Annotated in this window: 28 protein-coding genes and 2 pseudogenes; 14 read left to right on the top strand and 16 right to left on the bottom strand. The window is 68.4% G+C overall.

The genetic code is table 11. The annotated features are described in order from the left end of the window. Window positions 1–96: 96 nt before the first annotated feature. The gene (locus VLY81_RS06225; RefSeq protein WP_324670155.1) at window positions 97–1,719 is read right to left on the bottom strand and encodes a hypothetical protein; all 1,623 of its coding nucleotides are present in this window, start codon (window positions 1,717–1,719) and stop codon (window positions 97–99) included. Window positions 1,720–2,034: 315 nt separating this feature from the next. Between VLY81_RS06225 and mntA the strand changes: the two genes are divergently transcribed. Next, a complete protein-coding gene (mntA, locus tag VLY81_RS06230; RefSeq protein WP_324670156.1) occupies window positions 2,035–2,277 on the top strand; it encodes a type VII toxin-antitoxin system MntA family adenylyltransferase antitoxin in 243 nt (80 codons plus the stop codon). Between the two features lie 125 nt (window positions 2,278–2,402). Continuing rightward, window positions 2,403–2,777: a ribonuclease toxin HepT-like protein gene (locus VLY81_RS14625; protein ID WP_405001340.1), complete on the top strand. Its 375-nt coding sequence runs from the start codon at window positions 2,403–2,405 to the stop codon at window positions 2,775–2,777. An 825-nt stretch (window positions 2,778–3,602) separates the two neighbouring features. On the opposite strand, the gene VLY81_RS06235 is transcribed toward VLY81_RS14625, so the two are convergent. Continuing rightward, window positions 3,603–4,730 (bottom strand): Gfo/Idh/MocA family protein, encoded by a 1,128-nt coding sequence (locus VLY81_RS06235; RefSeq protein WP_324670157.1) that lies wholly within the window; start codon window positions 4,728–4,730, stop codon window positions 3,603–3,605. A gap of 180 nt (window positions 4,731–4,910) precedes the next feature. Here VLY81_RS06235 and VLY81_RS06240 point away from each other — a divergent pair. Then, a pseudogene (locus VLY81_RS06240) lies at window positions 4,911–5,402 on the top strand (carbohydrate ABC transporter permease); the annotation flags it as partial. Between the two features lie 627 nt (window positions 5,403–6,029). Here VLY81_RS06240 and VLY81_RS06245 read toward each other — a convergent pair. Continuing rightward, a complete protein-coding gene (locus VLY81_RS06245) occupies window positions 6,030–6,701 on the bottom strand; it encodes a hypothetical protein (RefSeq protein WP_324670159.1) in 672 nt (223 codons plus the stop codon). Window positions 6,702–6,935: 234 nt separating this feature from the next. On the opposite strand from VLY81_RS06245, the gene VLY81_RS06250 reads away from it, so the two are divergent. Then, window positions 6,936–8,333, top strand: a complete 1,398-nt coding sequence (locus tag VLY81_RS06250) for an ISNCY family transposase (RefSeq protein WP_324670160.1) — start codon at window positions 6,936–6,938, stop codon at window positions 8,331–8,333. A gap of 104 nt (window positions 8,334–8,437) precedes the next feature. Here the strand turns inward: VLY81_RS06250 and istA (VLY81_RS06255) are convergent, their stop codons facing one another. Next, on the bottom strand, window positions 8,438–9,631 hold the full coding sequence (gene istA / locus VLY81_RS06255) for an IS21 family transposase (RefSeq protein WP_324670161.1): 1,194 nt from the start codon (window positions 9,629–9,631) through the stop codon (window positions 8,438–8,440). An 804-nt stretch (window positions 9,632–10,435) separates the two neighbouring features. On the opposite strand from istA (VLY81_RS06255), the gene VLY81_RS06260 reads away from it, so the two are divergent. From VLY81_RS06260 to VLY81_RS06265, 3 genes are all read left to right on the top strand, one after another. Then, window positions 10,436–10,792 (top strand): nucleotidyltransferase family protein, encoded by a 357-nt coding sequence (locus VLY81_RS06260; protein ID WP_324670162.1) that lies wholly within the window; start codon window positions 10,436–10,438, stop codon window positions 10,790–10,792. A gap of 83 nt (window positions 10,793–10,875) precedes the next feature. Beyond that, window positions 10,876–11,112, top strand: a complete 237-nt coding sequence (locus VLY81_RS14630; RefSeq protein ID WP_405001298.1) for a ribonuclease toxin HepT-like protein — start codon at window positions 10,876–10,878, stop codon at window positions 11,110–11,112. 311 nt (window positions 11,113–11,423) lie between these two features. Next, on the top strand, window positions 11,424–12,476 hold the full coding sequence (locus tag VLY81_RS06265) for an SEC-C metal-binding domain-containing protein (protein ID WP_324670163.1): 1,053 nt from the start codon (window positions 11,424–11,426) through the stop codon (window positions 12,474–12,476). A gap of 270 nt (window positions 12,477–12,746) precedes the next feature. On the opposite strand, the gene VLY81_RS06270 is transcribed toward VLY81_RS06265, so the two are convergent. Genes VLY81_RS06270 through VLY81_RS14640 form a run of 3 tightly spaced genes read right to left on the bottom strand, consistent with a single transcriptional unit; the run spans window position 12,747 to window position 13,658 of the window. Continuing rightward, window positions 12,747–13,070, bottom strand: a complete 324-nt coding sequence (locus VLY81_RS06270) for a hypothetical protein (protein WP_324670164.1) — start codon at window positions 13,068–13,070, stop codon at window positions 12,747–12,749. A 29-nt stretch (window positions 13,071–13,099) separates the two neighbouring features. Further along, entirely contained in the window at window positions 13,100–13,300 is a 201-nt protein-coding gene (locus tag VLY81_RS14635; RefSeq protein ID WP_405001297.1) for a DUF2283 domain-containing protein, read from the bottom strand. Next, entirely contained in the window at window positions 13,290–13,658 is a 369-nt protein-coding gene (locus VLY81_RS14640) for a DUF4258 domain-containing protein (protein ID WP_405001299.1), read from the bottom strand. Before VLY81_RS14640 ends, VLY81_RS14635 begins: the two co-directional genes overlap by 11 nt. A 91-nt stretch (window positions 13,659–13,749) precedes the next feature. Between VLY81_RS14640 and VLY81_RS06275 the strand changes: the two genes are divergently transcribed. After that, a complete protein-coding gene (locus VLY81_RS06275) occupies window positions 13,750–14,589 on the top strand; it encodes an IS1634 family transposase (protein ID WP_324670165.1) in 840 nt (279 codons plus the stop codon). Between the two features lie 140 nt (window positions 14,590–14,729). Here the strand turns inward: VLY81_RS06275 and VLY81_RS06280 are convergent, their stop codons facing one another. Both VLY81_RS06280 and VLY81_RS06285 read right to left on the bottom strand, forming a co-directional pair. Further along, entirely contained in the window at window positions 14,730–15,068 is a 339-nt protein-coding gene (locus VLY81_RS06280) for a transposase (protein WP_324670352.1), read from the bottom strand. Continuing rightward, entirely contained in the window at window positions 14,977–16,086 is a 1,110-nt protein-coding gene (locus VLY81_RS06285; RefSeq protein WP_324670166.1) for a hypothetical protein, read from the bottom strand. The genes VLY81_RS06280 and VLY81_RS06285 overlap by 92 nt, the downstream gene beginning before the upstream one ends. 162 nt (window positions 16,087–16,248) lie before the next feature. Here VLY81_RS06285 and VLY81_RS06290 point away from each other — a divergent pair, with 162 nt between their 5' ends. From VLY81_RS06290 to VLY81_RS14645, 3 genes are all read left to right on the top strand, one after another. Next, window positions 16,249–16,704, top strand: coding sequence for a hypothetical protein (locus tag VLY81_RS06290; protein WP_324670167.1), 456 nt, complete (start codon window positions 16,249–16,251; stop codon window positions 16,702–16,704). Further along, window positions 16,647–17,096: an IS1634 family transposase gene (locus tag VLY81_RS06295; protein WP_449731242.1), complete on the top strand. Its 450-nt coding sequence runs from the start codon at window positions 16,647–16,649 to the stop codon at window positions 17,094–17,096. The genes VLY81_RS06290 and VLY81_RS06295 overlap by 58 nt, the downstream gene beginning before the upstream one ends. Window positions 17,097–17,260: 164 nt before the next feature. Next, window positions 17,261–17,467 carry a helix-turn-helix domain-containing protein gene (locus tag VLY81_RS14645; RefSeq protein ID WP_405001300.1) on the top strand — a complete coding sequence of 69 codons (207 nt, stop codon included), beginning with the start codon at window positions 17,261–17,263 and terminating at the stop codon, window positions 17,465–17,467. Window positions 17,468–17,636: 169 nt separating this feature from the next. Here VLY81_RS14645 and VLY81_RS06300 read toward each other — a convergent pair whose 3' ends face one another. Further along, a complete protein-coding gene (locus tag VLY81_RS06300) occupies window positions 17,637–18,218 on the bottom strand; it encodes a hypothetical protein (protein WP_324670169.1) in 582 nt (193 codons plus the stop codon). Here VLY81_RS06300 and VLY81_RS06305 point away from each other — a divergent pair. The 3 genes from VLY81_RS06305 (at window position 18,217) to istA (VLY81_RS06315) (ending at window position 20,643) form a co-directional block, all read left to right on the top strand. After that, entirely contained in the window at window positions 18,217–18,504 is a 288-nt protein-coding gene (locus VLY81_RS06305) for a hypothetical protein (RefSeq protein WP_324670170.1), read from the top strand. The genes VLY81_RS06300 and VLY81_RS06305 overlap by 2 nt on opposite strands. A 544-nt stretch (window positions 18,505–19,048) precedes the next feature. Continuing rightward, a complete protein-coding gene (locus VLY81_RS06310; protein WP_324670171.1) occupies window positions 19,049–19,303 on the top strand; it encodes a nucleotidyltransferase domain-containing protein in 255 nt (84 codons plus the stop codon). Between the two features lie 152 nt (window positions 19,304–19,455). Continuing rightward, window positions 19,456–20,643: an IS21 family transposase gene (istA, locus tag VLY81_RS06315; RefSeq protein WP_324670172.1), complete on the top strand. Its 1,188-nt coding sequence runs from the start codon at window positions 19,456–19,458 to the stop codon at window positions 20,641–20,643. Here istA (VLY81_RS06315) and VLY81_RS06320 read toward each other — a convergent pair. The 6 genes and pseudogenes from VLY81_RS06320 to VLY81_RS06340 form a co-directional block, all read right to left on the bottom strand. Then, complete coding sequence (locus VLY81_RS06320) at window positions 20,635–20,865, bottom strand: hypothetical protein (protein WP_324670173.1); 231 nt, start codon at window positions 20,863–20,865, stop codon at window positions 20,635–20,637. The genes istA (VLY81_RS06315) and VLY81_RS06320 overlap by 9 nt on opposite strands. After that, window positions 20,862–21,683, bottom strand: coding sequence for an ExeA family protein (locus tag VLY81_RS06325; RefSeq protein WP_324670174.1), 822 nt, complete (start codon window positions 21,681–21,683; stop codon window positions 20,862–20,864). The genes VLY81_RS06320 and VLY81_RS06325 overlap by 4 nt, the downstream gene beginning before the upstream one ends. After that, window positions 21,676–22,464: a Mu transposase C-terminal domain-containing protein gene (locus VLY81_RS06330; RefSeq protein ID WP_324670175.1), complete on the bottom strand. Its 789-nt coding sequence runs from the start codon at window positions 22,462–22,464 to the stop codon at window positions 21,676–21,678. The genes VLY81_RS06325 and VLY81_RS06330 overlap by 8 nt, the downstream gene beginning before the upstream one ends. A gap of 53 nt (window positions 22,465–22,517) precedes the next feature. Further along, a pseudogene (locus VLY81_RS14650) lies at window positions 22,518–23,015 on the bottom strand (helix-turn-helix domain-containing protein); the annotation flags it as partial. Between the two features lie 50 nt (window positions 23,016–23,065). Beyond that, entirely contained in the window at window positions 23,066–23,335 is a 270-nt protein-coding gene (locus VLY81_RS06335) for a hypothetical protein (protein WP_324670176.1), read from the bottom strand. 8 nt (window positions 23,336–23,343) lie between these two features. Beyond that, window positions 23,344–23,667 carry a DUF6431 domain-containing protein gene (locus tag VLY81_RS06340; protein WP_324670177.1) on the bottom strand — a complete coding sequence of 108 codons (324 nt, stop codon included), beginning with the start codon at window positions 23,665–23,667 and terminating at the stop codon, window positions 23,344–23,346. Between the last annotated feature and the right edge of the window lie 158 nt (window positions 23,668–23,825).

The following is a 23,825-nucleotide window of genomic DNA, read 5'->3' on the forward strand; positions in this document are numbered from 1 at the left end:
TGGCTGGACGGCCACGGGTTCGGGGTGATAACCCTCTACAGAACGTCACAGCGGTCGAGGGACCCGGGGTGAAAGGCGGACGGCGTGCTCACAGCCTCACAACGGCCCGCTCGTGAAGAGCGCCTCGAACAGCGGCTCCCAGTCGGGCTCGTCAGGATCGAGGGCGCAGTAAAGGCGGATCCGCTCGGCTAAGTGCCGCCGCAGCCGGTAGGGCACCTCCGCGAAGCGGCTGTCGGGCACGAGGCCCTGCTCCTCGGCCCACCGGTAGAAGTCCCGCACATCCTGCGTAAAGGTCTGGGCGTCTGTCGGGCTGCACGTGAAGCGCCGCACGTACGTCCCGAAGAAGAACGTCGTCAGGTGGACCCCGGCCGCCTCCAGCAGGCCGATGGGCGGGAAGTCCCGCCCCCATGCCAGGTACTGCGCCAGCACCTGGAGGTGGCCGACCTTGCGGGCCCTGACCCGGTCACTGAGCCCCTGCTGGCGCAGGGCCGTCTCCCACCTTGCGAGCACGGCTTCGTTGGCGGGGAGCTGGCCTGCGCCTTCGACGGTTGGGCTGGCGGGGATGGGGAGGCCGGCGTCGGTGGGCGCCCGGCCTTGCGTTGGCGGCTGCATCCAGTCCTCGCCCAGGCCCAGCCGCTGCTCCACTTCGTCGAGGTCGAGAGCCAGCTCCCGCAGGTGCTGTCGGATGCGCTCCGGCAGCGTGCGAGCGAGGTGGGCGCGCCGCTGGCGGCTCGCGGCCTCGTGGGCCGCGTCGGATTGGGCCTGCCAGCGCTGGATCTGGCCCAGCAACGCGATGTCGTCCGCCCTTGCCAGCGCCGGGTTGGTGATGTCGTCCACGCGGGACGAGGAGCCCCGCGTCACGACGTAGATGCGGGGGTCTCGCCGGACGGCGAGGTGCGGGGGCGAGCCCGGGTAGTCGCCGAAGCCGGGAAGCTGGGCGTAGGACTCCAGCACGAGGCCGTGCAGCGGGACGCTGTAGCCGCTTCGCAGCCGCGACACCACGAAGTCGCAGAAGCGGCGATCTTCCTCCTCGATGCGGGCCTCGTCCCGATCGGCCGGCGCCTCGGGGCTGACGCGCAAGCTGTGCGAGGCCGCATGGTAGCGTACGACGAGGTCGGCCTGGTCGTCCCACTCGTCGGGCAGGAGGTAGGGCTGCTCGGTCGCGGCCGGCCGGTCCAGCATGTTGCCGCGCTCTTCGGCGGCGCGCTCGAGAAGCTGGTCGATGAGCTGCCGGATCTCCTGCGGCGACAACGGCCGTTGCCGGCTGGCCTCGGCCAGGAAGAAGTCGACAATCTCGGTGGCCTGCCTGCGTGCCCGCTCCGCGGCCTCGCGTCGCAGGCGGTCAGCATCGGCGACGGAGACGTCGCGCGGCAGTGGGCGGCCCTGCGAGTCCGTCACGGCCGCGTCCTCGAGGGCGCCGGAGAAGGGCTCCAACTGCCCGAGTGGCAACGTGCGACCCCAACCCGTGCTCGGGGGCCTCAGGCGGATGGCCTTGCCGTCCAGCGCCAGCCGGGCCGGGACGTACCATCCCCTGCCGGCTGCCACCATCCAGCGCAGCCGCCCCAGTACCTCTCGGACCGACGCCTCGGTGGTGCGGCGCTCCTCGATGCCGAGGGACTCCACGACCTGCCGCACGAGCTGTCGGATGTGGATAGGCGCCTGAAGGGTGCGGCAAAGGGCTTCGGTAGCGGTGCGAATGGTGCGGCGAGCCAAGGTCACGCCTCCCGTCGGCGTGCCCATTCGCCGTCCGGGGACTCGAGACCTCGTCCGGCGGCAGCGGCCATCGGGAGTGGTGGGCTCGTCCGCTTGGAGAGGGTACGGCCTGTGCTATACTGCAGGCGGGTGACGGACGCCATGCACGGCGGCGGGGAGTCCCAAGAGGGGCGGGCAACGCCAGCCGGGCTCGGTCCACCGGCTGGGTTGTCCCAGGCCGAATGGGAGGGATACCTGCGCGGGTGGCGACGCCGCCTCGCCGAGGAGGAGGCGGCGTCGCAGAGACGCGTGGCGCATGCACGGTCCTCGTTGCCCTCACTGGTGCAGACGCTCCGCCGCCACGGTGCGACGGAGGTCTACCTCTTCGGCTCGCTGTGCACCGGTACCTTTCATCAGGGGTCGGACATCGACCTCGCTGTGTGGGGCATCCCGCCGGAGCGCTTCTACGCGGCGCTGGCCGCGCTCGACGCGGTGTGCGACATCCCGGTCGACGTCGTAGACCTCGACGAGGCCTCTCCTCCGCTCCGAGAGCACATCCTCCAGAAAGGAGAGCGCCTGCTGTGAGCGCGGGAGAGGCGACGCGAGGTCGGCGACTGCTCTCTCTCCTGGCGGCCATCGAGGAAGACCTCGGGGCAGCGGGCTCGGGCGTACGTGAGCTAGCGTCTGTGACGGGTATCCCAGACGACGGAGTGCGGGCTGCAGCGGCCGCGACGTATCTGGTACGGATTTACGGGGCCATCGAGCGGGCCCTCGAGCGAATTGCGCAGGAGTTCGATGGAGGGACTCCCGGCGGAGGGGACTGGCATCGGGAACTGCTTCGGATGATGGCGCGTGCCGTCCCAGAAGTGCGCCCGGCGGTCCTCTCGCCCGAGAGCCTGGAGTGGCTCGATGGGTGCCGCAAGTTTCGCCACCGTGTGCTGCATGCGTACGCAAGCCCGTTGGTGTGGGCGAAGATGGCTCACCTCGTGGTAGAGGCTCCCGCAGACTTTCAGAGGCTGCGCGCCGACCTGGACCGCTTTTCGGACTTCGTACGCCGATTGGTGGACTCCACCAGCTCGAGGTAATCAAGCCAGGGCCGTCGATCCCGCAAATCCGCCGTATGACTTGCGCCCTCCCGTGTATCTTGCGCCCTCCGCCCGCGTGCCGTCATGGATGCTTTCCCGAGCGGGACCTTCCGGAGGCGGCGATTCGCCCTCACCGACCGTTCCTGTAACGGTCGTCACAGGCACAGGTGATGTTCCCCGGCAGGATGGGATGGGGGCGATGCCATGCGCCTCGGACGGGTCGGGTCATGGGGGGCGGCCGGCATCGTGGCGGTCGGGCTGCCGGGCGTCGGGCTGATGGCGGCCATGGGGCGGCGGGGCGCGCCGGCAGTCGGTGACGTCCAGCCGGAGGGTACCACATCCCTCGAGTCCATTGAGCTCACTGCGGGAAGCTCGAGTGGCACCACCGGTGGCTGGATGCCCGGCGACGATACGATGGCGTACGAGGCTACCGTGGCGGTTGTCACAAATGACGCCGGGGGCTACCTGGAGGCCCTGGCGAAAGCGGACTTCGAGGCGGCGCTGCGACGCCGCATGGGCACGCGCCCCGGGGAGGAAGTCCCCCCTTACCGCGTCGCTGTGCGGCCCCTTTCGGGATCCCCTCTGGCGCTTGTCAGCGCCCTGGCGCTCGACTCCGACTGGGCCAGCCGCCTGGCACACGAGGGGGCCAGCCTGCTGGCGGAGCGGACATCCGGCCCGCCGAAGGCCTGGCGCCAGCAGGCGCGGGTGCTGGCGGCTACCTGCAGTCGGCCGGTGATGGTGCGCGGGACGATCTCTTGGCCCCCGCTGCGTCCCAGGCGTCACCGGATTCCCACGCGTCACTGGCCATCCCGCCGGCCCCACCGCCTATGCCGGAGGTGCCACGGCCACCGGGCGCCGCTCACGGGCGGAGCGGGCGCAGGCGTCCAGCACGGCCATGTTGAGCAGGCCGTCCTCGCCGGGCGGCACCGGCTCCTTGCGGCCCTCCTGCACCCAGCGGCTGAAGGCTTCGAACTGGAGCCGGTAGTGGTCGGGCGGCGCTGGCCCGCCTGCAGCGTGCTCCGACGCAGCATCTCTGGGCCCCCTGCCGCTCTGCCCGCCGGGCGTGTCGGGCCCTTCCGCGCCGGCGCCCACCGCCAGGTCGCCCGACGCCCCGCCCACATAGAAGCCGTCGATCCCGTTCGGCTGGAAGGGTCTCGGCACCCAGACGGTCCCCCGGGTGCCGACGATCTCGAGCCGCTGGCCGCCCGTCATCTCGAAGCTCGCGTCGAAGACCGCCTCCCGCCCGCCGGGGAAGCGCAGGATGCCCGTGGTGGTCAGGTCAACCCCGAGCTGCGGGTCGACGTGCGACGAGCAGTGGACCTCGGTCGGCTCGGCCCCGAACACCCATCGCGCCGCGTTGACGCAGTAGCAGCCCACGTCGAAGAGCGCCCCGCCTCCCCACTCGGGCTTCCCGCGGATGTTGGCAGCTAGATCGGGCAGTACGAAGCTGAAGGCCGCCCGCACCAGCCGCACCTCGCCGACCGCCTCCTCGTCGAGCAGTTGCCGCAGCCGGGCGTAGCGGGGCTGCCAGCGCCACATGAAGGCCTCCATCAGCAGCACGCCGGCCTCCCGGCAGACCCGGCGCGCCCGCTCGGCCTCCTGCCGGTCGAGGGTGAGGGGCTTCTCGCACAGCACGTGCTTGCCGGCGGCGGCCGCCCGCTCGATCCAGGGGAGGTGCAGGTGGTTGGGCAGGGGGATGTAGACCGCCTCCACCTCGGGGTCGTGCAGCACCTCGTCGTAGCTGCCGTAGGCCCGCTCGATGCCGGTATCCCGTGCGAACGCCTCCGCCGCCTGCCGCTCCCGGCTGCCCACCGCCACGACCCGCGCCACGGCGGAGCTGGCCAGCGCCGGCAGCACCCGATGGCGGGCGATGCGCGCGGTGCCGAGGATGCCCCACCGCACCGGCTCTTGCGGGGCATGCAGCGGCGAAGACCGAGTGGTCGAGGCTTCCATCGCGATCCCCCTGGCGGGGCTATTCCGCATGGCGGTGAGTTGTCCTCCGGGTCGGAACCCGAGCAAGGCATCGACGACCTGGAGAGGCCGGGGGAGCCGGCGCCGATTCGCTGTACCTGGGAGTTCGCCTCGCCCATGCTCATGAAGGACTTCGAGATGAGCTACGCCTCGGCGCTGGCGTGGACGCTGCTGATGATCGTCGCCTTCTTGACCGTCCTGGTCTTCCGCTCATCAACCTGGTGGGTCAACTCGTTCTTGCCGCTGACCGTGCCGCGGTTCTTCGGGGGGTCGTTCTTCATCTTCCTCATCGTGCAGTTCATCCGGGGGATCCCCCTGGAGCTGGACGAGTCGGCCGAGATCGATGGGGCGAGCAAGCTGGACGTCTTCTGGCGCATCATCCTGCCGCTGGTGAAGCCCGCGCTGATCACGGCGAGCATCTTCTCGTTCTATTGGACGTGGGAGGACTCCCTGGGGCCGCTGCTCTACCTCAACGACCCCGTGCTTTATCCGGTCTCGCTGGCCCTCAAGAACTTCGCCGACCCCTCGGCGGCCACCGACTGGGGCGCCATCTTCGCCATGTCGGTGCTGTCGCTGGTGCCGGTGGTGGTCATCTTCGTCTGGCTGCAGAGGTATCTCGTCGAGGGCATCCAGACGACGGGGCTGAGGGGGTGACCGAACCCGCCAGAGCACCAACGTGCTGGACCCTGAAGGCAGCCTGGAGCATGGCGACGAGGTCCGGCCGTCGTCGGGCGTGGGGGTGGCGGCACATGCGCAACGCCACCGTCAGCCACACTCGATCTCCCTCCGGGAGCGAAAGCCGCCACAGCTGCTCCAGGTGGCTGCGGGCTGGCCGCAGCCCCCGGAGCCCGGTAGCCGTGCCGCAGCAGCACAGCACAGATTTGGTATTTCCACCGGCTGCGCTGCTCCACCAGTTGCCGGCGCAAATTCATCAGCACCCGAAGCTCCCGGATGGCCGCCGGCGGCACGCACACCGCGGGCAAGGTCCCCGGCGCCAGCCGCCCGGCAGAAGCTTCGCGTCGTCTCGGCCCGTCTTGCGCTTGCTCGAACCCAGCCGGTCCATCAGCCGGACGTCCACGACCAACCCTTGCCCCGCCCGGTCGGCCAAGATATCGTCCGAAGCAATCTACCTGCGGCGTTAAGAGGCCGCCAGCCGTGACCGTCGAAAAACTCTACCGGATAACAACGCTGGGTGCGGAAGATCAGTTCGATACCGTCGGCTGTGGACCCGGCCGCTCGCATGGCCGCGTTCCGGGCACGCAGCGGCCACCGCCAGCCGCGTCACTGAGGGGACTGACCTTTAGCGAACCACCGGGTTGGGAGCGAGACTGGGCCCTCGATAGCTCGGCCGCCGATGCGAAGGTCGCCCTCTCCATCAATCTGAAGGGCAGCTCCCGGCCGCTGCTGGTAAACTAGCCATCTCTTGCTCCCGATGGGATCTTGATATGTCAAAGCGAGTATCACGTCCTCACCGAGGGCCTCCCCTCTCCACGGGCTGACTTGATTGTCAACTTCGGTCGTCACGACCAGAGCTGGCACCAGCACCGGATGTTCGCGCGATAGCGGGTCACGGACAAGGGTGACCACCTGGCCTGGTCGGAGTCCTTGGATTGCAACATCGTACAGCAGCTTTGGAGCGAGTGGCTTGATCACCTTCGCGACGATCGAGCCCTCCCCTGTGAGCCCCACTCGGTCCGCCGCAACGAATACTTGCACGTCCATGGCGGGTCGAGAGCCGTAATTCCTGAGCAGGATGTGGAAGTTCGTACCGTCAGGAGTGGGCTGCTCCACCAGTGTTTCGACTACCAAGGCAGAGCGCGCCGATTCTGCCACCTGCTGGCGCGTCGCCGCAACAAGTCGCCGAGTTTCCAAGACATACTGATAGGTCACCCATAGCAACCCGACCGTCCCGAAAGCCTGGATACTGGACAGAACCCAATCCCACGCTGTCATATGACTCCTTCCCTTCCCCCTGCCGGGCCAATTCAGCTTAGGGACGTCGTTTGCCGATACCATTTCGGCACTATTATATCTGCTGTGGCAGATTGCGCGTCCCGTTCTGCGGGCTCCGTAATCTAGTTGGTTGGCCCTGATAAACTCGCCGGGAAAAGCCCGTCGTGACGGGCTCACCCCTCTCCTCCCCGAGACCGAATGATGCTAGAATCGGCCCCAGGGGGGCATGGCATCGTGCGTCGGGAACGCAACGTGGCGTTCAAGGCGGACGTGTTCGAAAGCCTCATCGATCCCCAGCTCTTCGACTGCCCAAGGAGCTGGCCATCATCGACCGTGGACGACGAGCGCTTCCTGGAGCCTATCCGGCGCAAGCTCACGGCCCGGCGGGGTCGGCCCACCATCCCCCTGGGGACGTACCTGCGCATGGTGTACCTGAAGCGCCGCTACCGCCTGGGCTTCGAGGCCCTCGTCAAGGAAGTGGCCGACAGCCTGGTCTGGCGGCGCTTTTGCCGGTTGCGCTTGACCGACAAGGTGCCTGACGCCACCACCCTCATCAAGCTGACCCACCGGCTGGGTCCGGACGTCATCGAGCAACTCAACGACGCCCTGATGGCCCAGCTGGTGGAGGCGCGGCTGATGAAGCGCCACGGCCAGCGGATCCGGGTGGACACCACGGTGGTGGAAGCCAACATCCATCACCCCACCGACGCGGGCCTGCTGGCCGACGGGGTGCGGGTGCTGACGCGGCTGATGCGCCGGGCCAAGGAAGCCGGCATCGGGGTCCGCCTTTCGGTTCGAGACCGCCTACGCTCGGTCCGCCGCCGGCTGCGCCGCATCGGCCAGATGCTTCGCCGGGGAGGGGAGAAGGCCCAGGCCGAGGTGGACCGCCTTACCGCGGAAGTGGCTCTGCGGGCCGAGCAGACGCTTCAAGAGGCGCAGCGCATGGCTCGGGCTGTCCAGCGCCGCATCCGACAGCTCGGCCCGGCGGTCGGCTCTCGTTACCGGGCCCTCGCGCAGGGTCTGGTCACGTACACCCGCCGCCTGCGCCGGGTGCTGGAGCAGACCCGGCTTCGCTTGCAGGGCATCCGGACCATTCCGGACCGGCTGGTCAGCCTCTTCGACCCGGATGCGCGCCCCATCCGTCGGGGCAAGCTGTCCAAACCCGTCGAGTTTGGGTACAAGCTCGTCTTGGTGGAGACGCAGGAGGGCTTCATCCGCCACTTCCGGCTGCATGGGGGCAATCCCAGCGACGACAGCGTGTTGGTGGACGCCGTGGCGGAGCACATCCACGCGGTCGGGGCCACGCCCCGAGCGGTGGCCGCCGACCGGGGCATGAGCAGCCGGGCCAACGAAGCGGCCCTTCGGGCGATGGGCATCGCGTACGTCGCCCTGCCGGCCCGAAGCGGTCGGGCTCGTCGGCTTTTCGAGCGACGCCGGGCCTTTCGGCGGTTGCTCCGCTGGCGCAGCGGCCAGGAGGGGCGCATTGCGCACCTCAAGCACGCCTTTGAGCTCGACCGCAGCCGCTATCGGGGTGCCGAGCGGGCGTTTACCTGGATCGGCGAGGACCTCTTGGCCCACAACCTGACCCGGGCGGCCCGCCGGCTGCTGGCCCTGGCTCCGGCGCAAGCCTGAGCGAGCCCCGCTGGCGGGGATGAAAGGCAGAAGCTCAGCACGGCAACGCCCTCTCGCCACGGGTCAGCCCCTCTCTCGACAGCCGGCGATTTTACCAGGAGGTACTAGCTACCGGTTGTCCACAGAACCGGATCAACTCCAATGCGGTAGTGGCCCTTGCCCACGACCGGCACGTGACTGGCCATCCGCCGGCCCTTCCGGAAGATCTCGACGGTGTGGGCCGTCAGGCGCACGTCCACCTCGGCGTGCACGAGTTGGTAGGGCACCGAGTAGAAGTTGCCGTCGACCGCCACGTGGTAGTCGATGTTGACCTTGGCCTTGCGCCACTCGGCAAACTCGTAGCGCTGGGCCGGCAGGGGCCGCAAGGCGGGCTTGTCCAGCCGATCGTACAGCTCCCGGCGGGACCCCTCCAGCTTCTGGAACGGCCGATGGTTGAGCACCTCCAACCGCTCCTGCACGGCCTGATGCAATGCCTCCAGGCCGAAGAAGGTGCGGTGGCGCAGGGGCGCCAGGATCCACCGTTCGGCCTGCTGGACGGCGTTTGCGACCTTGGCCTTGTCCCGGGGTTTGCGAGGCCGGGCCGGCAGAATGACCACCCCGTAGTGGGCGGCCATCTCTTGATAGGCTGGATTCAGCTCCGGCTCGTACTGGCAGGCGGAGAGGACGGCAGTCTTTGGATTGTCGCAGACCACCATCTCCGGCACCCCGCCGAAGAACTCGAAGGCGTCCACATAGGCGCCGATCCAGCTGGGCAGGTCCTGGGCCCAAGTGGGTTTGGCGAAGGTGTAGTTGCTGGCGGCCAGCACCGCGACGAACAGATAGGCCGGCCGCACCTGCCCGGTCTGTGGGTCGACCACGGGGATCGTCTCCCCTGCAAAGTCGACGAACATCTTCTCCCCGCCCCGGTAGACCTGACGCAAGGAGACGTCCAGGGTCTTGGCCCACCGGCGGTACAGCTCGCAGAAGCGGCTGTACTGGTACCCGTCGGGGTGCGCCTGCTTGTACTCCAGCCACAAAAGCCGCAGCGTCACCCCTTTACGGGAGCGCAGCTCGCGGTAAAGATGGTCCATGTCCGGCATGGGATGCCGGGTCTGCGCCGGGGCAGTCGGGCCGTAGAGGGCAGCTTCCAGAGCCGCGTTGTCCATCTCCTCGGGAAGCGGCCACGAAAGCCCGGCCGCCTCGGCCCTGCGCAGCACCTCGGCCACGGTGCTGTGGGAAAGGCCCAAACTTCGCCCGATCGCCCGCACGCCCAGCTTGGCCACGTGGTGGAGCCGAAGAATCTCCCGAATCTTGCGCATGGATACCCTCCGCTCAAGCCTCCAGGGTGGCCAGACCTCCTCCTGTCTGGGTACTGGCCCCCACGCTTCGGCCTCGCGCAGCCCTATCCCTGATGGCCGTTTGGTATCCAGCGCCGCCCGTCTCGACAGGGATTACGGGGCATGGCGACCACCGATTCCGAGGTATCGGTCAAAGTGGTCGGCACGTTTCGTAATCACTGGTCGGCTTGCTCCGGAATCGCTGGTCGGCATGTTTCGTACCCGGTGGTCGGCATGGATCGTACGGGGTGGTCGACATGGATCCTATCCGGTGGTCGGTTTGGGTCGTACTCTTTAGACGCACGGAACCGCCCCGGTTTATGCCAGGCGGTTGCAGGCCCTTTTCTCCCCCGCGCCCATTGCCCCGATCGACATCGAAGGGGCGGCAAGGCACCTATGTGGCTCACACAGCCGTAACCATCACAGCGGCCCGCTGAGGAAGAGCATGCCGAACAGGCACTCCCAGTCGGGTTCGTCGGGGTCGAGGGCCATGTAGAGGCGGATGCGCTCGGCCATAACGTCTCCGCATCCGACGAGCTGCGGGGGTAGAGGCGCGCATGCGCTGCCGCTCGCCCGGCGACAGGGTGCGGCGCAGCCCGCCCTCGAGCGGGCTGGCAAAGGGTTCGAGCTGCCAGACGGGCCGCATGCGGGCAGCGGCCCGCGTCGGGGGGGCCGTCCGGTCGAAGAAGGCCTGTGCTGTACTGCAGGCGGGTGACGGACGGCATGCACCGCGGGGAGTCAGAAGGAAGGCGGGCGGCGCCGGATGCGCTCGAGCCTCCGGCCGGGTTGGCACAAGCCGAATGGGAGGGGTACTTGCGGGGATGGCGGCGTCGCATCGCCGAGGAGGAGGCGGCGCTGGAGAAACAGCTGGCACAAGCCCGTTCCTCCCTGCCCGCGCTGGTGAACACCCCCTGCCGGTACGGCGCGACGGAGGTCTATCTCTTCGGGTCTCCGTGCGCGGGGCAGTTCCATCTGGCTTCGGACATCGACCTGGCAGTACGGGGGATCCCGGCGGAACGGTTCTATGCGGCGCTGGCCGCCCTCGACGCGGCGTGCGACATCCCCGTCGACGTGGTGGACCTCGATGAGGCCTCTCCTTCCCTTAGAGAGCACATCATGGAGAAGGGACAGCGCCTGCTGTGAGCGTGGGAGGCGAGGCTCAAGCCCGAAGGCTGCGCTCACTCCTGGCGGCCGTTGAGGAGGACCTCGGGGCAGCAGACTCAAGCGTGCAAGAACTGGCGCGTCTCAGTGGGTTGCCGGGCGATTCGCTCCCAGCCGCTGCGGCGGCAACCCATCTGTTATGCTTTTACGGCGCGATTGAACGGGCACTTGAGCGAATCGCACAAGAATTTGACGGAGGGGCTCCGAGTGGAGGGGACTGGCATCGGGAGCTGCTTTGCATGTTGGCCCGGGCCGTGCCAAAGGTGCGCCCCTCGGTCCTCTCCCCCAAGAGCGTGGAGTAGCTGGATGGGTACCGCAAGTTTCGCCACCGGGTCCTGCGCGCCTATGATGCGGTGAACTTTCAGAGCGTTTTATTTCCTCCAGCAGCTCTTGGCCGGCCAGCCCGGCGATCCCCGCGTGCCTGCCCGCCCCTCGAGGCAGTACCCCGGCCGAAGGCCGAGTCGCGACGTAGCCGGAAGCGCCGTCGAGATTGCCCTGGCCGCAGAAATGAGGTAAGGTTGGGGCCGAAACGTAGGATGAGCGCTGGAAGGGGCCCTCGCCCCAGCGTCGTCCTCAAGGCAACCCCAGCCGCTCGGCTAGGGAGGGAGGCCCTGTGGGAGCCTCGAGGGAATGGCTGCGCAAGGAACAGCGGATCCTGGCCCTGCTCCACGGCCCTCGGCCGGACTGCGACCAAGCAGCCCGTCTTCTCGAGGAGCTGGCTGCCGCTCCGGGAGCTGGGAAGGTCTGCGACATCGCGGGTCTCTACAGCGAGCTCGCGGACGCTTACGCGGGGGCCGGCCGGCTGGAGGAAGCCATCGTTGCCAAGCAGCGGGCTCTACAGGCCGGTCTGCGAAGCGTGCCCGACGGCAGGGCCGATATCGCGGAGTACCTGCTGCGCTTGGGTCGCCGAGAGGAAGCGGACCAGCTGTTCGCCGCCCTGGCCGCGGAGTACCCCGACGACGTGTGGCTCTACAACAACGCCGGCATGGCCTATCAGGCGGCTGGAGACCATGAAGCAGCGCTCCGGTGGCTAACCAGGGGCCTGGAGCTGGCGCTGGCCACGGGCGATCCCGAGGGGCTGGTGGCCCAGCTTTCCGACCTTCGGCGGGAGAGCCTGGCCGCGCTGGGGCGGCCCCACGACGAACTTGAAAAGAGAGCCGACGCCTTTCTCGAAGAGCATGACCGCCTTGACTACCCTGACCACCTTGACCGCCACGCTCTGGCCGAACACCAGGAGCCGGGAGAGGCGTTGCCGCCCCTCGTGAGCGACCGGCAACAGGTGCAGTCGGCGGTGGCGTGGTTTCCGCCGGGCGAACTGGAAGCCGCCCTGGACCGGTGGCCTCAGTGGCGGGAGGCGCCTGAAAAACGCAGCTACGAGGCACACCGGCGCGCCGTCCAAAACGCCCTGGTCCGGCTGAACGGGCTCGGCCAAAACCCGGCGCTGGCCCCCATCAAGGTGGACGAACTCGTCGAGTGGGCCCGGCGCGAAGGCCGTGATCCGTCCAGGCCCGAATCCGTAGCGGCCTACGCGGCGCTCATCGCGGCGCAGGGGAGAACCGTGTCCTGGCCCCCGGGTCGCAACGAGCCGTGTTGGTGTGGCAGCGGGCGAAAATACAAGAAGTGCTGCGGCGGGCCGGAAGCCGACTGGCCCGAGATGTTGCCGTAGCAGGTCAGGATCTCGATGCCGTCGTCGGTCACGAGGATGGTGTCCGAATGGCGGGCCGGCTACTTGGAGATTCGGAGCCACCGCCACGGCGGCGATGGCCAGCCACGACGGCGCTACCTCCCTCGGGCGGGTCCGACGGGGGGGCACTACGTGGTACACTTCCTCTGCAAAGGAACCCCGCGGTATATGCCGACGACCTTCAACGTCCGAAGGCTCGGCAGGAGCCCAGGGCGCCGAGGCGGTCTGCCCGGCTCGCACGGCCCCGGCCGCTCACAGCGGGCCGGTCAGGAAAAGCATGTCGAACAGGCGCTCAAAGTCGGGTTCGTCAGGGTCGAGGGCCACCAGGGTGGTAGGCGGCAGTTCCCGTCCGGACGCCAGGCAATGGGCCAGCACCTCGCCGGGATTTGGTCGGGGTGTTGACCCATACAAACGGCCTGGCGTCTTCCTTCCAGGCTTCGATGAACCGCCCGATGGCGGCGACCAGCATGTCGACTTCACCGCCTGGTGCGTGTGGGTGGCATAGTTGTCGGGGCTCAGATGAATCTCGCCGTCAGGGTGGGTCTGGCCCAGGCGTCGCAGGAAGCAGGAACTCATGGCGCTCCCCATGCTACACCAGGCTGACCTCAGTCGGTATCCAACTGAATGGAGGCCACTGCCTCCTGACCGTGGCGGGAGCCGAGTTGGAGTATCTCGACGCCTACGACTACACCGTTTTGGTCATAGTCTATTATGACGCCCGGCGCGACCTCCTCTGACTCAACAATATCCGCGTCGGTTAGGCGAACGTACAGGGCATCGGCCTGACGATCCAGTTTAATTCGCATGGCGTCTCCGCAGCCTCCTATCAAAAAACACGGTCACAACCTTCAGGTGCCGCTCGCCCTCCACAGTTACCACACGAAGAAATCGACTGCCGCACTGACGGAACGCACGGATGTAGTGAGTGGTCCCGTCCGGCCGGCGCTCTACGCCGTCGGGTGAAGTGACCGTTTCGGCAATCAGTTCCTCGCCGATTCTCCGCTCGGCCATTACGTCCAAAGCATGTTTGGTAAAGAGCAGGTCTGGCGTCGGCCTCACTCCTTCGTCCGACCCCAGTATACCTCGGAGCTCCGGCTGGCGTTGTACAGTAAGTGGCCACAACCCGCCCCCACCCGCACGGTGCGAAGCGGGTTTGCGGGCCATTCCCCGTAGAAAAACGCGGATGCGCGTAGACACAACCACAAAAGATGTAGCTATTGACACAGCGTGGTAAACGAGTTACGATGTAGGCACGATGTACGTGCGCACCGTCACTTCCAAGGGCATCCAATACGCCCAGCTTGCCCATAACGTCCGGGACCCCAAGACTGGACAGCCCCGGGCCCAGGTGCTGTACACCTTCGGCCGGGTCGACCAGCTCGACCTGGACGCGCTGCGCCGCCTGGTGCGCAGCATCGCCCGGTTCCTGCCCCCCGACGAGCAGGCCCAACTGCAGAAGGATCTCGGCATGGAGTGGCCCTTTCGGTACCTGGGCTCCCTGAAGCTGGGCGGGACGTGGCTTTTGGACGGGCTGTGGCGGCGGCTGGGCATCCAGAAGACCTTGCAGCGCCTGCTCAAAGCGCGCCACTACCAGACCCCCATCGAGCGGCTCCTCTTCGCCATGGTGGCCAACCGGGCCCTGGCGCCGTCCAGCGAGCTGGCCATCGAGAAGTGGGTGGCGCAGGACGTCTACATCGACCAGCTGCCCGCGGTGGAAGTCCACCAGCTCTACCGGGCCATGGACTTTCTGCTGGAGGCTGCCGAGGCGATCCAGCGCGAGGTCTTCTGGACGCTGGCCAACCTCTTCAACCTCGAAGTGGACGTCATCTTCTTCGATACGACGACGGCGTACTTCGAAATTGAGGGCGAGGACGCCGACGGGTTGCGCCGCTGGGGGCACAGCGCCGATGATCATCCGAAGATGGCCCAGGTGGTCATCGGCTTGGCCGTGACCCGGGACGGCATCCCGGTCCGCTGCTGGGTCTGGCCCGGCAACACCGGCGACCAGAACGTCGTGGCCGAGGTCAAACGGGATCTCAACGGCTGGAAGCTCAACCGGGTGGTCGTCAGAGATCGCGCCAGTGTTTACCAGTAAGAAGTTGTTAGTTGATTGGTGAGGTGGGGGTCAGAAGGACAAAACGAGCCGGGCACCTCCCCCCCTCCCCGGGGCCACCCGGCTGGCTTCCACAACATACGGCTTGCCCGGTCGGCTTCCCCCACCCGCCGGCGGGAGGGTCAGCTGGTGTCCGGGACCAGATACAGCCCCAGCGGTCCCTCCCCGATCAGCAGCTCCGCCCGCAGCCGCTCGGCCACGCCCCGCTCGGTCTGCTCCCACGGACCGCGGCGGCGGATGCGGCGGGCCAGAAAGAGCTGAAAGAGGTTGTAGCCAGCGGCCAGCAACGCCCACAGCACCTGCATGCCGGTCGGGTGGTGGAGGAAGCCATGGTCCAGGTGCCACTCCTGCTTCAGCTGCCGGAAGCCTTCATTCTCTACCCCCCAACGGGATCGGGCGATCTCCCACACCACCCGGCCGCTGGCCTCGGCCGGGCTCAGCGTGGTGGCCACCTCCAGGATGCGAAGGGCTTTGCAGTGCCAGACGGCAGTCCCCTGGTGCTCCGTCCAGCTCAGGCTCCTCTTCGGCATAGACGACTCGGATAGGGTGCTTGAGCCCCTCCCGGCTGGTCAGCTCCGGGCTGTCCCACACCCGCACCTCCACCTGAAAGGAGCCGATGCGGGTGACAAAGGCTTCGCCGTAGCGGCGGCCCCGGCGCAGTCCCGCTGCGTCCTGGACGACCGCGTAGCGCTCGTCCTTCAGGCGCACCACGACGTGCAGTCCAGGGCGCGCACCGCCTCGAGGAAGGGAGCCTGCGCATACAGGGCATCCACCGTGACCACGTCGCAGAAATGCCCGTGCGTGCCCTGCAGGCGCCGAAGCAGTCGCAGGGCAGCGTCGACCTCCCTTCCTTCGGCCGCTGGGGCTCCATGCCCCACACCACCGGCGGCACGTCCCGACCCTTGCACCGACTCGGATAGTCCCCTCGTCCCCATGCCGCCAGCGCACCGTCTGGGCCGCCACGACCCGGTGGGCGTACTCCACCCGCCCGTCCCGATGCCGGTAGACCTGGCAAGCCGCACAGCAGCGGGCCTGGGTGCGCAGCACCTCGGTCCCATCCAGCGCCACCACATGCCAGCCATGCACGCTGCCGCCCCGGAAGGTCTTGTTCTTGCGGGCCGTGGCCAGGATGGCGTCGTTGATCGCCCACGCCGAGGCCACGTCGGCGGCCATGGCCCAGTCCCGAAGGCAGTCCCGAAGCGGCAATCGGTGGCGTCCTACCAGCTTGCGGAAGGCGCCGGCCCGCACCCAGCGCTCCAGCTCCATCATCGACCGGGCCCGCAGGGCTAACCCCACCAAAAGCACGCAGCCGATGACGAAGCCGGGCACCTCCACCCGCCGGCGCCGATCCCGCAGGCCGCGCAGGTGCCGGCCGAGGCAGAAGGTGGAGGCCATGTACGCGGCGAACTGTCGGACCCGCCGGTGGGAGGGCGTGGCTCCCATCGGCTGTAGCACCCCCTGGTCGCGTGTTCTGGCCATCGTCTTCGTCGCCCGGGGGTGCTTTCCTTTTGCTGGAGGCTTGCCGCCCCCATTTCCAGCGAAAAAAAGAAAGAGCCCCTCCGCCCGCTACCCTCGTGGGCCCAGCCGTCTCCGGCCTTTGATTAGGGCGGCTGAGCTACTGGCGCAGGTTCTGGGGTGGTCGTGGTGTTGGACACGGGCTTCAACTCCGAGGCGAACCGCCGCATCCTGCAGGGCGCCGGCGATCACTACATCATCGGGGAGAAGTTGCGGGTGGGCCCCCAGGGGGTGCCCGCGGAGGCGCTGCGCCGGGGCGGCAAGTACCGCAGGCTTCCCGACGGGCTGGAGATCAAGGAGGTCGTGGTCGGAGGGGATAGCGCCGCCCGCCGGCGCTTCGTCATCGTCCGCAACCCCGAGGAGGCCGAGCGGGACCGCCAGAAGCGGGAGTCCATCCTGGCCGAGCTTCGCCAGCGGCTCGAAGCGCTCAAACAGAAGCAGGGCGAGGCGCATACCAAGGCAGCCTGCGAGCTGCGGGCCACGAGACCTTCGGCCGCTACCTGCGCCAGACGCGGGGCGCGCGACTGGTCATCGACGCGGCCAAGGTTCGCCGAGAAGCCGCCCTCGACGGGAAGTTTGTGATCAGCAGCTCCGACGACTTTTTGCCCGCCGAAGACCTGGTCTACGGCTACAAGCAACTCTGGCAGGTGGAACGGGTGCACCGGGACCTGAAGCACACGGTCGACGTCCGGCCGATGTACCACCGGCTCGACGACCGCATCCGGTCCCACGTGCTGCTGTGCTGGCTGGCCCTCCTCATGATCCGGGTGGCCGAGAACGAGACGGGCCAGACCTGGCGACAGATGCGGGATCTGGTCGCCCCCATCGACGTGGGCCGCCACGCCACCGCCCACGGCGAGGTCTGGCAGGTCCGCCCCCTCACCGAAGAGCAGAAGGCGCTGTTTCAGGCCCTGAAGGTCGACCGACCGCCCCACTACCTGAAGATTGTGACGCCCACCCGAAAAACGGCGTAGATACAACCGCTTTGTCCACCTCAGCCCTTATAGATCCCGTCATGTCGCTCTTTGTCACCTTGAATTGTCGCTACGAGCTGTTCAACGCCAGTCCGGTCATGGCGCGCCGGCGATGCTTCGCCCCCTCATGACGACCCGCCAAGACTCTTTGTTCACGCCCTGGCTTGCAGGGCTGCCCGTCCTCGACGTCGCCGAAGGGATGCGCTTTCCAGCTTTCGACAGAGGACCTCGTCGCTGACGGCCTGCTGAACGTCCGACAGGCTGCGGCGTTCCTGGGCATCAGCCGAAGCAAGCTCTACAGTCTCGTGGAGCGCGATGAGCTGCCTTATGTGAAACTGGCGCGGCTCGGCGCATTCCGAAGAGAGCCTTGACCGCCCTGGTGCCGGACGGCCGATGGCCAGGGGCGGGTAGTCGGGGAATAGGTGGGTGATCTCGACCTGTTAACAAGCGATTTGTCTGCGAAGAAAAGGGTGCCCGTGCTGAGGAGGCAGGTTTTGAAAAGGAATTGAAATCCGGCCCGCTGCCATCGCGACGCTCTTCTCACAAGTCCCGCACGTCCAGCGTAAAGGTCTCCGTATCCGACGGGCTGCATGGGTAGCCGCGCACGTACGTCCAGAAGAAGAACGCCGTCAGGTACACCCCCGTTGCACCCACCAGGGCGGTGGGCGGCAGGTCCCGCCGGGACGCCAGATACTGGGCCGGCACCTCGAGATGGCGGATCTTGCGCGCCCTGGCTCGTGCTGCCGGATGCGGGCCGGCAAGGTGCGCCGAAGTTCCAGCCTTCGCTGCCGGCGGGCGGCGTCTTGCGCCTGGTCGGACTCGGTCCGCCACCGTATCGGCCCTGGCCACCGCCGGACTGGCGGCCATGTCGGCTTCGCCGAGCGCCGAGATCGACCGGAGGATGCGGATGCACGGGTCTCGAGCCACAGCCAGGTGCGGCGGCGAGCCCGGGTAGTCGCCGATCCCGGGGATCTGTGCGTAGGCCCGCAGCACGAGTTCGTGCAGCGGGACGCTGGACCCCTCCCGCAACTGCGCCACCATGAAGTCGCAGAAGCGGCGGTCCTCCTCTCGAATGCGCCGCTCGTCCCGGTCGGCGCCGCTCGGGCGTGATGCGCAGGGCATGCGAGCCCCCGTCGTAGCGAACGATGAGGTCGGCATCCTCGTCCCAGGCGTCGGGCAGCCGGTACGGCGCGATGGCCGCCACGATGCCCTGGATCAGGTCGCCCCGTTCCTCACTCACTTGCCCCAGAAGCACGTCCAGCAAGCGCCGCAGCTCCCCCGCGGACAGGGGGCGGTGCCGGCCAGCCTCGGCCAGGAAGAAGTCCACGATCTCGGCCGCTCGCCGGCGCGCCCGGGCCTCGACCTGCTGTTCGAACCGGTCGGCGTCGGGCTCGCGGAGCTTTCGTGAGAGCGGGCGGCCGTCTGGATCCGCCACGGCGGCGTTCTCGAGGGCGGTGGCAAAGGGTTCGAGCTGCCAGAGGGGCAGCATGCCGCCCCAACCCTCGGGCGGCGGCCTCAGGCGGAACGCCTTGCCGTCCAGCACGACCCGGGCCGGCGCGTACAGACCCGGCCCGCAGCGCACCATGAACCGGAACCGTCCCAGGGCTTCCCGAACCGAGAACTGCGTGCTGGGCCGCTCCTCGATGCCGAGGGCTTCCACCACCCGGCGCACCAGTTCCCGGATGTGGATGGGCCCCTGCAACGTGCGGCAGATGTCTTCCGCGGCCGCGCGAATGGTGCGACGAGCCAACGGTCCATCCCCGTGCCGGAGCGGTGCATTCGCCGTTCGGCCGTTGCCACCCTTCGCTGGGCCCGACCGGTCGGAGAGAGCACGTCCCGTGCTATACCGCAGGCGGGTGACGGACGGCATGGGCCCCGGGGCGTCAGAAATAAGAACCAGGACGTCAGAGGGAAGGCGGGCGGCGCTGGCTACGCTCCGTCCTCCCACCGGGTTGTCACAAGCCGAATGGGAGGGGTACTTGCGGGGGTGGCGGCGGGGCATCGCTGAGGAGGAGACGGCGCTGGAGAACCGGCTGGCACAAGCCCGTTCCTCCCTGCCCGCACTGGTGGAGACGCTCAGCCAGTACGGTGCGACGGAGATCTATCTTTTCGGTTCCCTGTGCACAGGCGAGTTCCATCTGGCTTCGGACATCGACCTCGGAGTACGGGGCATCCCGCTGTCCGTGGCCACAGTAAAATCCCCATAAGTGGCCACGAAAAAGCCGCACGAATGGCCACGAAAAGCCCGCAGGTCCGGTCAGGTAGGTGAAAATGCCCGCCCCTTCGTATCGGCTCCGCTGGGAGACGCACCCAATCGGATCCGGCGAAGGAGCGAGCAAACCTGATCGGACAGGAGCTGGTGATCGCTTTGCGGCACTTGCGCGACGAAGGGCTCAAGAAGGTTCAGGTCGCCGACCGCCTCGGGATCGACCGCGGCAGCGTGGCCAAGTACTGGGACGGCCCCGCCTGTCCCGTCGAGGCTCCCCGCTACCGCCAGCGGGCCCGCAAGATCGACCGCTACGTCGAGTATATCACGGCACGGCTGGCCCGTTGGCCCGAACTGACGGCCGAACGGCTCTACCAGGAGATCCGCCAGCAGGGCTACACGGGTTCCCGCCGTACGGTGCGCCGGTTCGTGGCTCGGATCCGGCCGCACCCGGTTCGGGAGTATAAGCCCATCGAGACCCTTCCTGGCGAGCAGGCCCAGGTGGACTGGGGACACTTTGGAACCCTCGTCGTCGAGGGGGCTCGGGTGCGGTTGTACGCCTTCATCCTGACGCTGTCGTGGTCGCGGGTGATCTACGTGGAGTTCATCACGTCGCTGGCCATGGCCACGCTGGCGGGGTGTTTGCACCGGGCCTTTGAGTACATCGGCGGGGTGCCTCGCACCCTGCTCTTCGACGACGCCAAGACTGTGGTGGCGGAGCGGGTCGGCGGGGTTGTCCGCTACCAGCAGGAACTCTTGCAGCTGGCGGCCCTCTACGGGTTTGCGCCGAAGGCCTGCTGGGCTCACGACCCCGAGTCGAAGGGCAAAGTCGAGTCCATGGTCAAGTACGTGCGCCGGGGCTTCTTCTACGGCCGGGAGTTCACGGATCTGGGCGACCTCAACCGCCAGGTGCGGGTTTGGATGGACGAGGTGGCCAACGCCCGCACGCATGCCACGACGGGAGCGGTGCCGTGGGACCGGCTGGCGAAGGAGGCGCCCCACCTCAAGCCGCTGGCGCTGAGCGCCCCGCAGGGCATCCTGGAGCAGCGGAAGGCCACCCGCACCAACCTCATCTCCATCGAGGGAAACCGGTACTCGGTGCCGGCCCGTTTTGCCCGCCGAGCGGTGAGTTACCGGCGCTTCGAGCACCACATCGAGATCCTGGAGGACGGCCAGGTGGTGGACCGGATCGCGCTCGTCCCCGGGCGAGGGCGGGTGATGATTCGGGACGACTGTTGCGTTGATCGTTATTTGACCGCTGTCGTCGCGCGCTCAATGAGCGGGAAAGGGCGTGGCGCGCCCGATGTCCCGGACGGCCACGCCTCTGGGATGTCAGGGTAGCCGGCGACGGCTGGCTCTGCCGTCGGCCTCCTGGGCCTCCGCCCAAAGCAGCACCAGGCGGACGGCCAGCTCGTAGATGGCCCGGCGGGAGGCAAAGGCCAGCACCACCTCCCGCGAGCCGGCCACCAGGCGCAGCCGGGCCAGGGCCCCGGCCCGGCGGGTGCAGCGCCACTCGACGGTGATGGGCGTATTGCCTCGCAGCCAGAGACGCATCGCGCTCACCTCCCGGCCGCCTGGGGCGCCTGCCACTCGGTGGCCATCACCGCCTCGACCAGCTCGTGGTCGACCAGATGCTCCTGCCGAGCGGCCGCCGCCATGAGGCAGAGGTGGGCGAGCTGGTTGATGGGCCGAGGTAGCCCGTTGCAGGCCCGGTGGATGTGATCGAGGGCCTTGGCGGTGAACAGCTCCTGGTCGGCCCCGGCCAGCTTCAGGTGATGGCGGATGTAGGCGGCCGTCTCCTGGGGCGAAAAGCCGCTGAGGTGGTAGCGCAGGTCGATGCGCTGGGCAAGGGCCTCGGCGGAGCGAAGGGCCAGGCGCTCCGCAAGCGCCCGGGTACCGCAGAGCACCAGGGCGAAGGGCGCAAAGGCGTCGCAGTCGTAATTGAGCAGGCCCCGGATCTCCTCCAGCATGGCCGGGCTCAGGAACTGCGCCTCGTCCACCAGCAGGACCGGCGTGCGGTGCTGCGTGCGCCAGCGCTCGGCCAGCGCCTCGCGGGCGAGCTTCTTGAGCTTGGGCAGGGCGTGCGGCGCATCGAGTCGCAGGGCATCGAGCAGGCTCTGGAAGAAGCTGCGGGGCGTGAAGGCCACGTCAGCCAGATAGACCACCTCGTAGCGGGTGGCGTCGAGCTCGGCCTTGAGCCGGCGCAGCGCGGTGGACTTCCCGGCGCCCACCTCCCCCGTCAGCACCATCACCCGCCGACGCTCGGCGACGTAGTGGAGCCTGGCCAGCGCTTCCCGGTGGGCCTGGGAGACAAACAGATGCTCGACGGGGATATCCCGGGCAAACGGCGTGGCCGTCAGGCCAAAGTGGGCTTCAAACATCGGGCATCGCCTCCGGATCCTCAAGCAGACTCAGGCGCAGGGGGGACATGGCCCGGGCCTGGCGCTGTCGCCGGCGATGGACCAAAAGCTCCAGGTAGGGGATCGCTGGCTCGACCGGGCGGCTCGGCTCGGGGTGGTGGACCCGGTCGAGGCCGCGGTAGACGGGATGGGCGAGATCGAGGGAGACGGCGTCGCCCACGTGGCGGCCGTCGATGAACAGGCTGAGGCGCTCGAGGTGCAGGGGGTGAAAGCGGATCTCGACCCGGCGGCCTTCCAGGCCGGGCGGCACTTCGTAGCGGTTGCCGTCGAAGCGCAGGCAGCCGGTCTTGTCCACCCGGCGCACCCGCCGCCACAAAAAGACGTGGGCGAGTTTTTCGGCCGACACGCTGCGGCGCCCCTTGAGGCGGGCAAACCGAACAGCGGGCGCCTCGCCCGTCTCGCTGTGGACCTGCACGTGGTAGGCCTCCTCGATCCAGGCCGCAAGCCTTTCGTTGAGTGCCGCCAGGTGCGGGACAGGGTGGTGGGAAAGCTCCCGCAAAAACTGATCCTGCAGGGTTTCAAAGAAGCGCTCGATCTTGCCGCGCCCTTCGGGGTGGCCGGGCGTGCCGGAGATGTGGCGGATGCCGAGCTCGGCGCAGGCCCGGGTGAACACCTCGGCCTGGAAGATGAGGCCCCGGTCGACGTAGACCCGCCAGGGAAGGCCCCGCCGGAGCAGCGCCTGCTGGAAGCACAGCTCCAGGGCGTAGAGGTCTTCGGCCCAGAAGAACTCGGCGTGGGCCACCAACCGCGAGTGAAGACCCGCTCGCTGAGGCCTTCCCGGTGCAGGTGGCGCCAGAGGGTGTTGGGCTTGAGGGTCTGCGGGGCCACCAGGCCCGCCGCCTCCAACATGCGAACCACCTGCGGCAGGCTGCGGGTGGGATCCTGACGTTTGAGGGCCTTGGCCTGCTCCAGAAGCTCGGGGGTAACGACCCGCACCGATCCCCGGTCCCGCCGCGTGGCCGGCCGCAGGGCCTCCAAACCACCGAGTCGGTAGCGGCGGACCCACCGGCGCAAGGTCGGGGCGCTGACGTGCACCCGCCGGCCGTCCGGGAGCAGGTGTGGACGGCCCACCACCTCGGCCCGCCAGCGGCGCTTCTCCTCCGCATCGGCCAGGGGATCCAACAGCGGGGCGATGAGCGAGTACCGAAACAAGGCGAGCGTGTCGTCGGGCCCGGAAGCCACCGAAGCATCCTCCCTGTCGTGGGGTTTGCTTCCAGTCTCCGGCAACCGGGCGCTCTCCGAGAAGGCGCCAGGGTTTGGGGAGTCCGGCCGCCCGGCGGGGGGCGAACGCATGATCGATTCGAGCAGGGCGCAGGCGACCCCGCCTCCGGCCCCTGACGCTTTCAAAGCCAGGCCGGGTCGCCCTGAAGCAGGAGGTTGACGATGTCCAGAAGGCCGGCCGCTACCGGCTCACGATGCGCCTGCCTCACTCCCTGGCGCAGCGTCTCGGCGAAGTCCAGGCATGTCCCCAACGGGTCATCCTCCGGCGGATCCAGGACCGGCGGGCCGATCGGAAGGCCCCCGCCGAGCTCCCCCCACCACTCCTGCAGCCGGGCCAAGACCCCCGGCGCCTCGGCCGAGGCCCTTCGAAGGAGCCGGCGCACGGTGGCCACCGAACGGCCTACCGAGGCGGCCAACGCCCGCCACGACATCCCCGCCGGAGCCCCTGATAGAGGCGCTGGCGGGCGGCGCTGACCAGGCTCTGGTAGGGGCGCAGGAAGCTGGGCAAAAACGAGGCCGTCCGGCCGCAGCGCGAGGAGGGCCGACGGCGCACCGGAATCCGCTGATAGCCACACGGCCCCGTCTCGTCGGCGCCGCGCTCGCAGCACCCGTGTCCCCACAGCCGCCCGCCGCAGGCCGGGCAGAGCCGGGGAAGCCGCAACCGGCCCGCTTTTTCGGCGGCCAGGTAGGAGCGAACGTCTGGACCGGCGAAGATAGGGATCACCAAACCGGCTCCCTCCCCTCGGGGGAGGCTCCCGACCCGGGAGAGCAGCCGGGGGCGGTGTTGGGGGAGCATCCCGGGCGTGGCGACCGCGTGGGGGATGCTGCCGCTTGTTTTCCCTCCCTCACCGCCCCGCTTTCGCTGCCGGGACCGGGCGGCAC

Origin of the sequence: Limnochorda sp. LNt (assembly GCF_035593265.1) — a bacterium.
Taxonomy (GTDB): Bacteria; Bacillota; Limnochordia; order Limnochordales; family Geochordaceae; genus Geochorda; species Geochorda subterranea.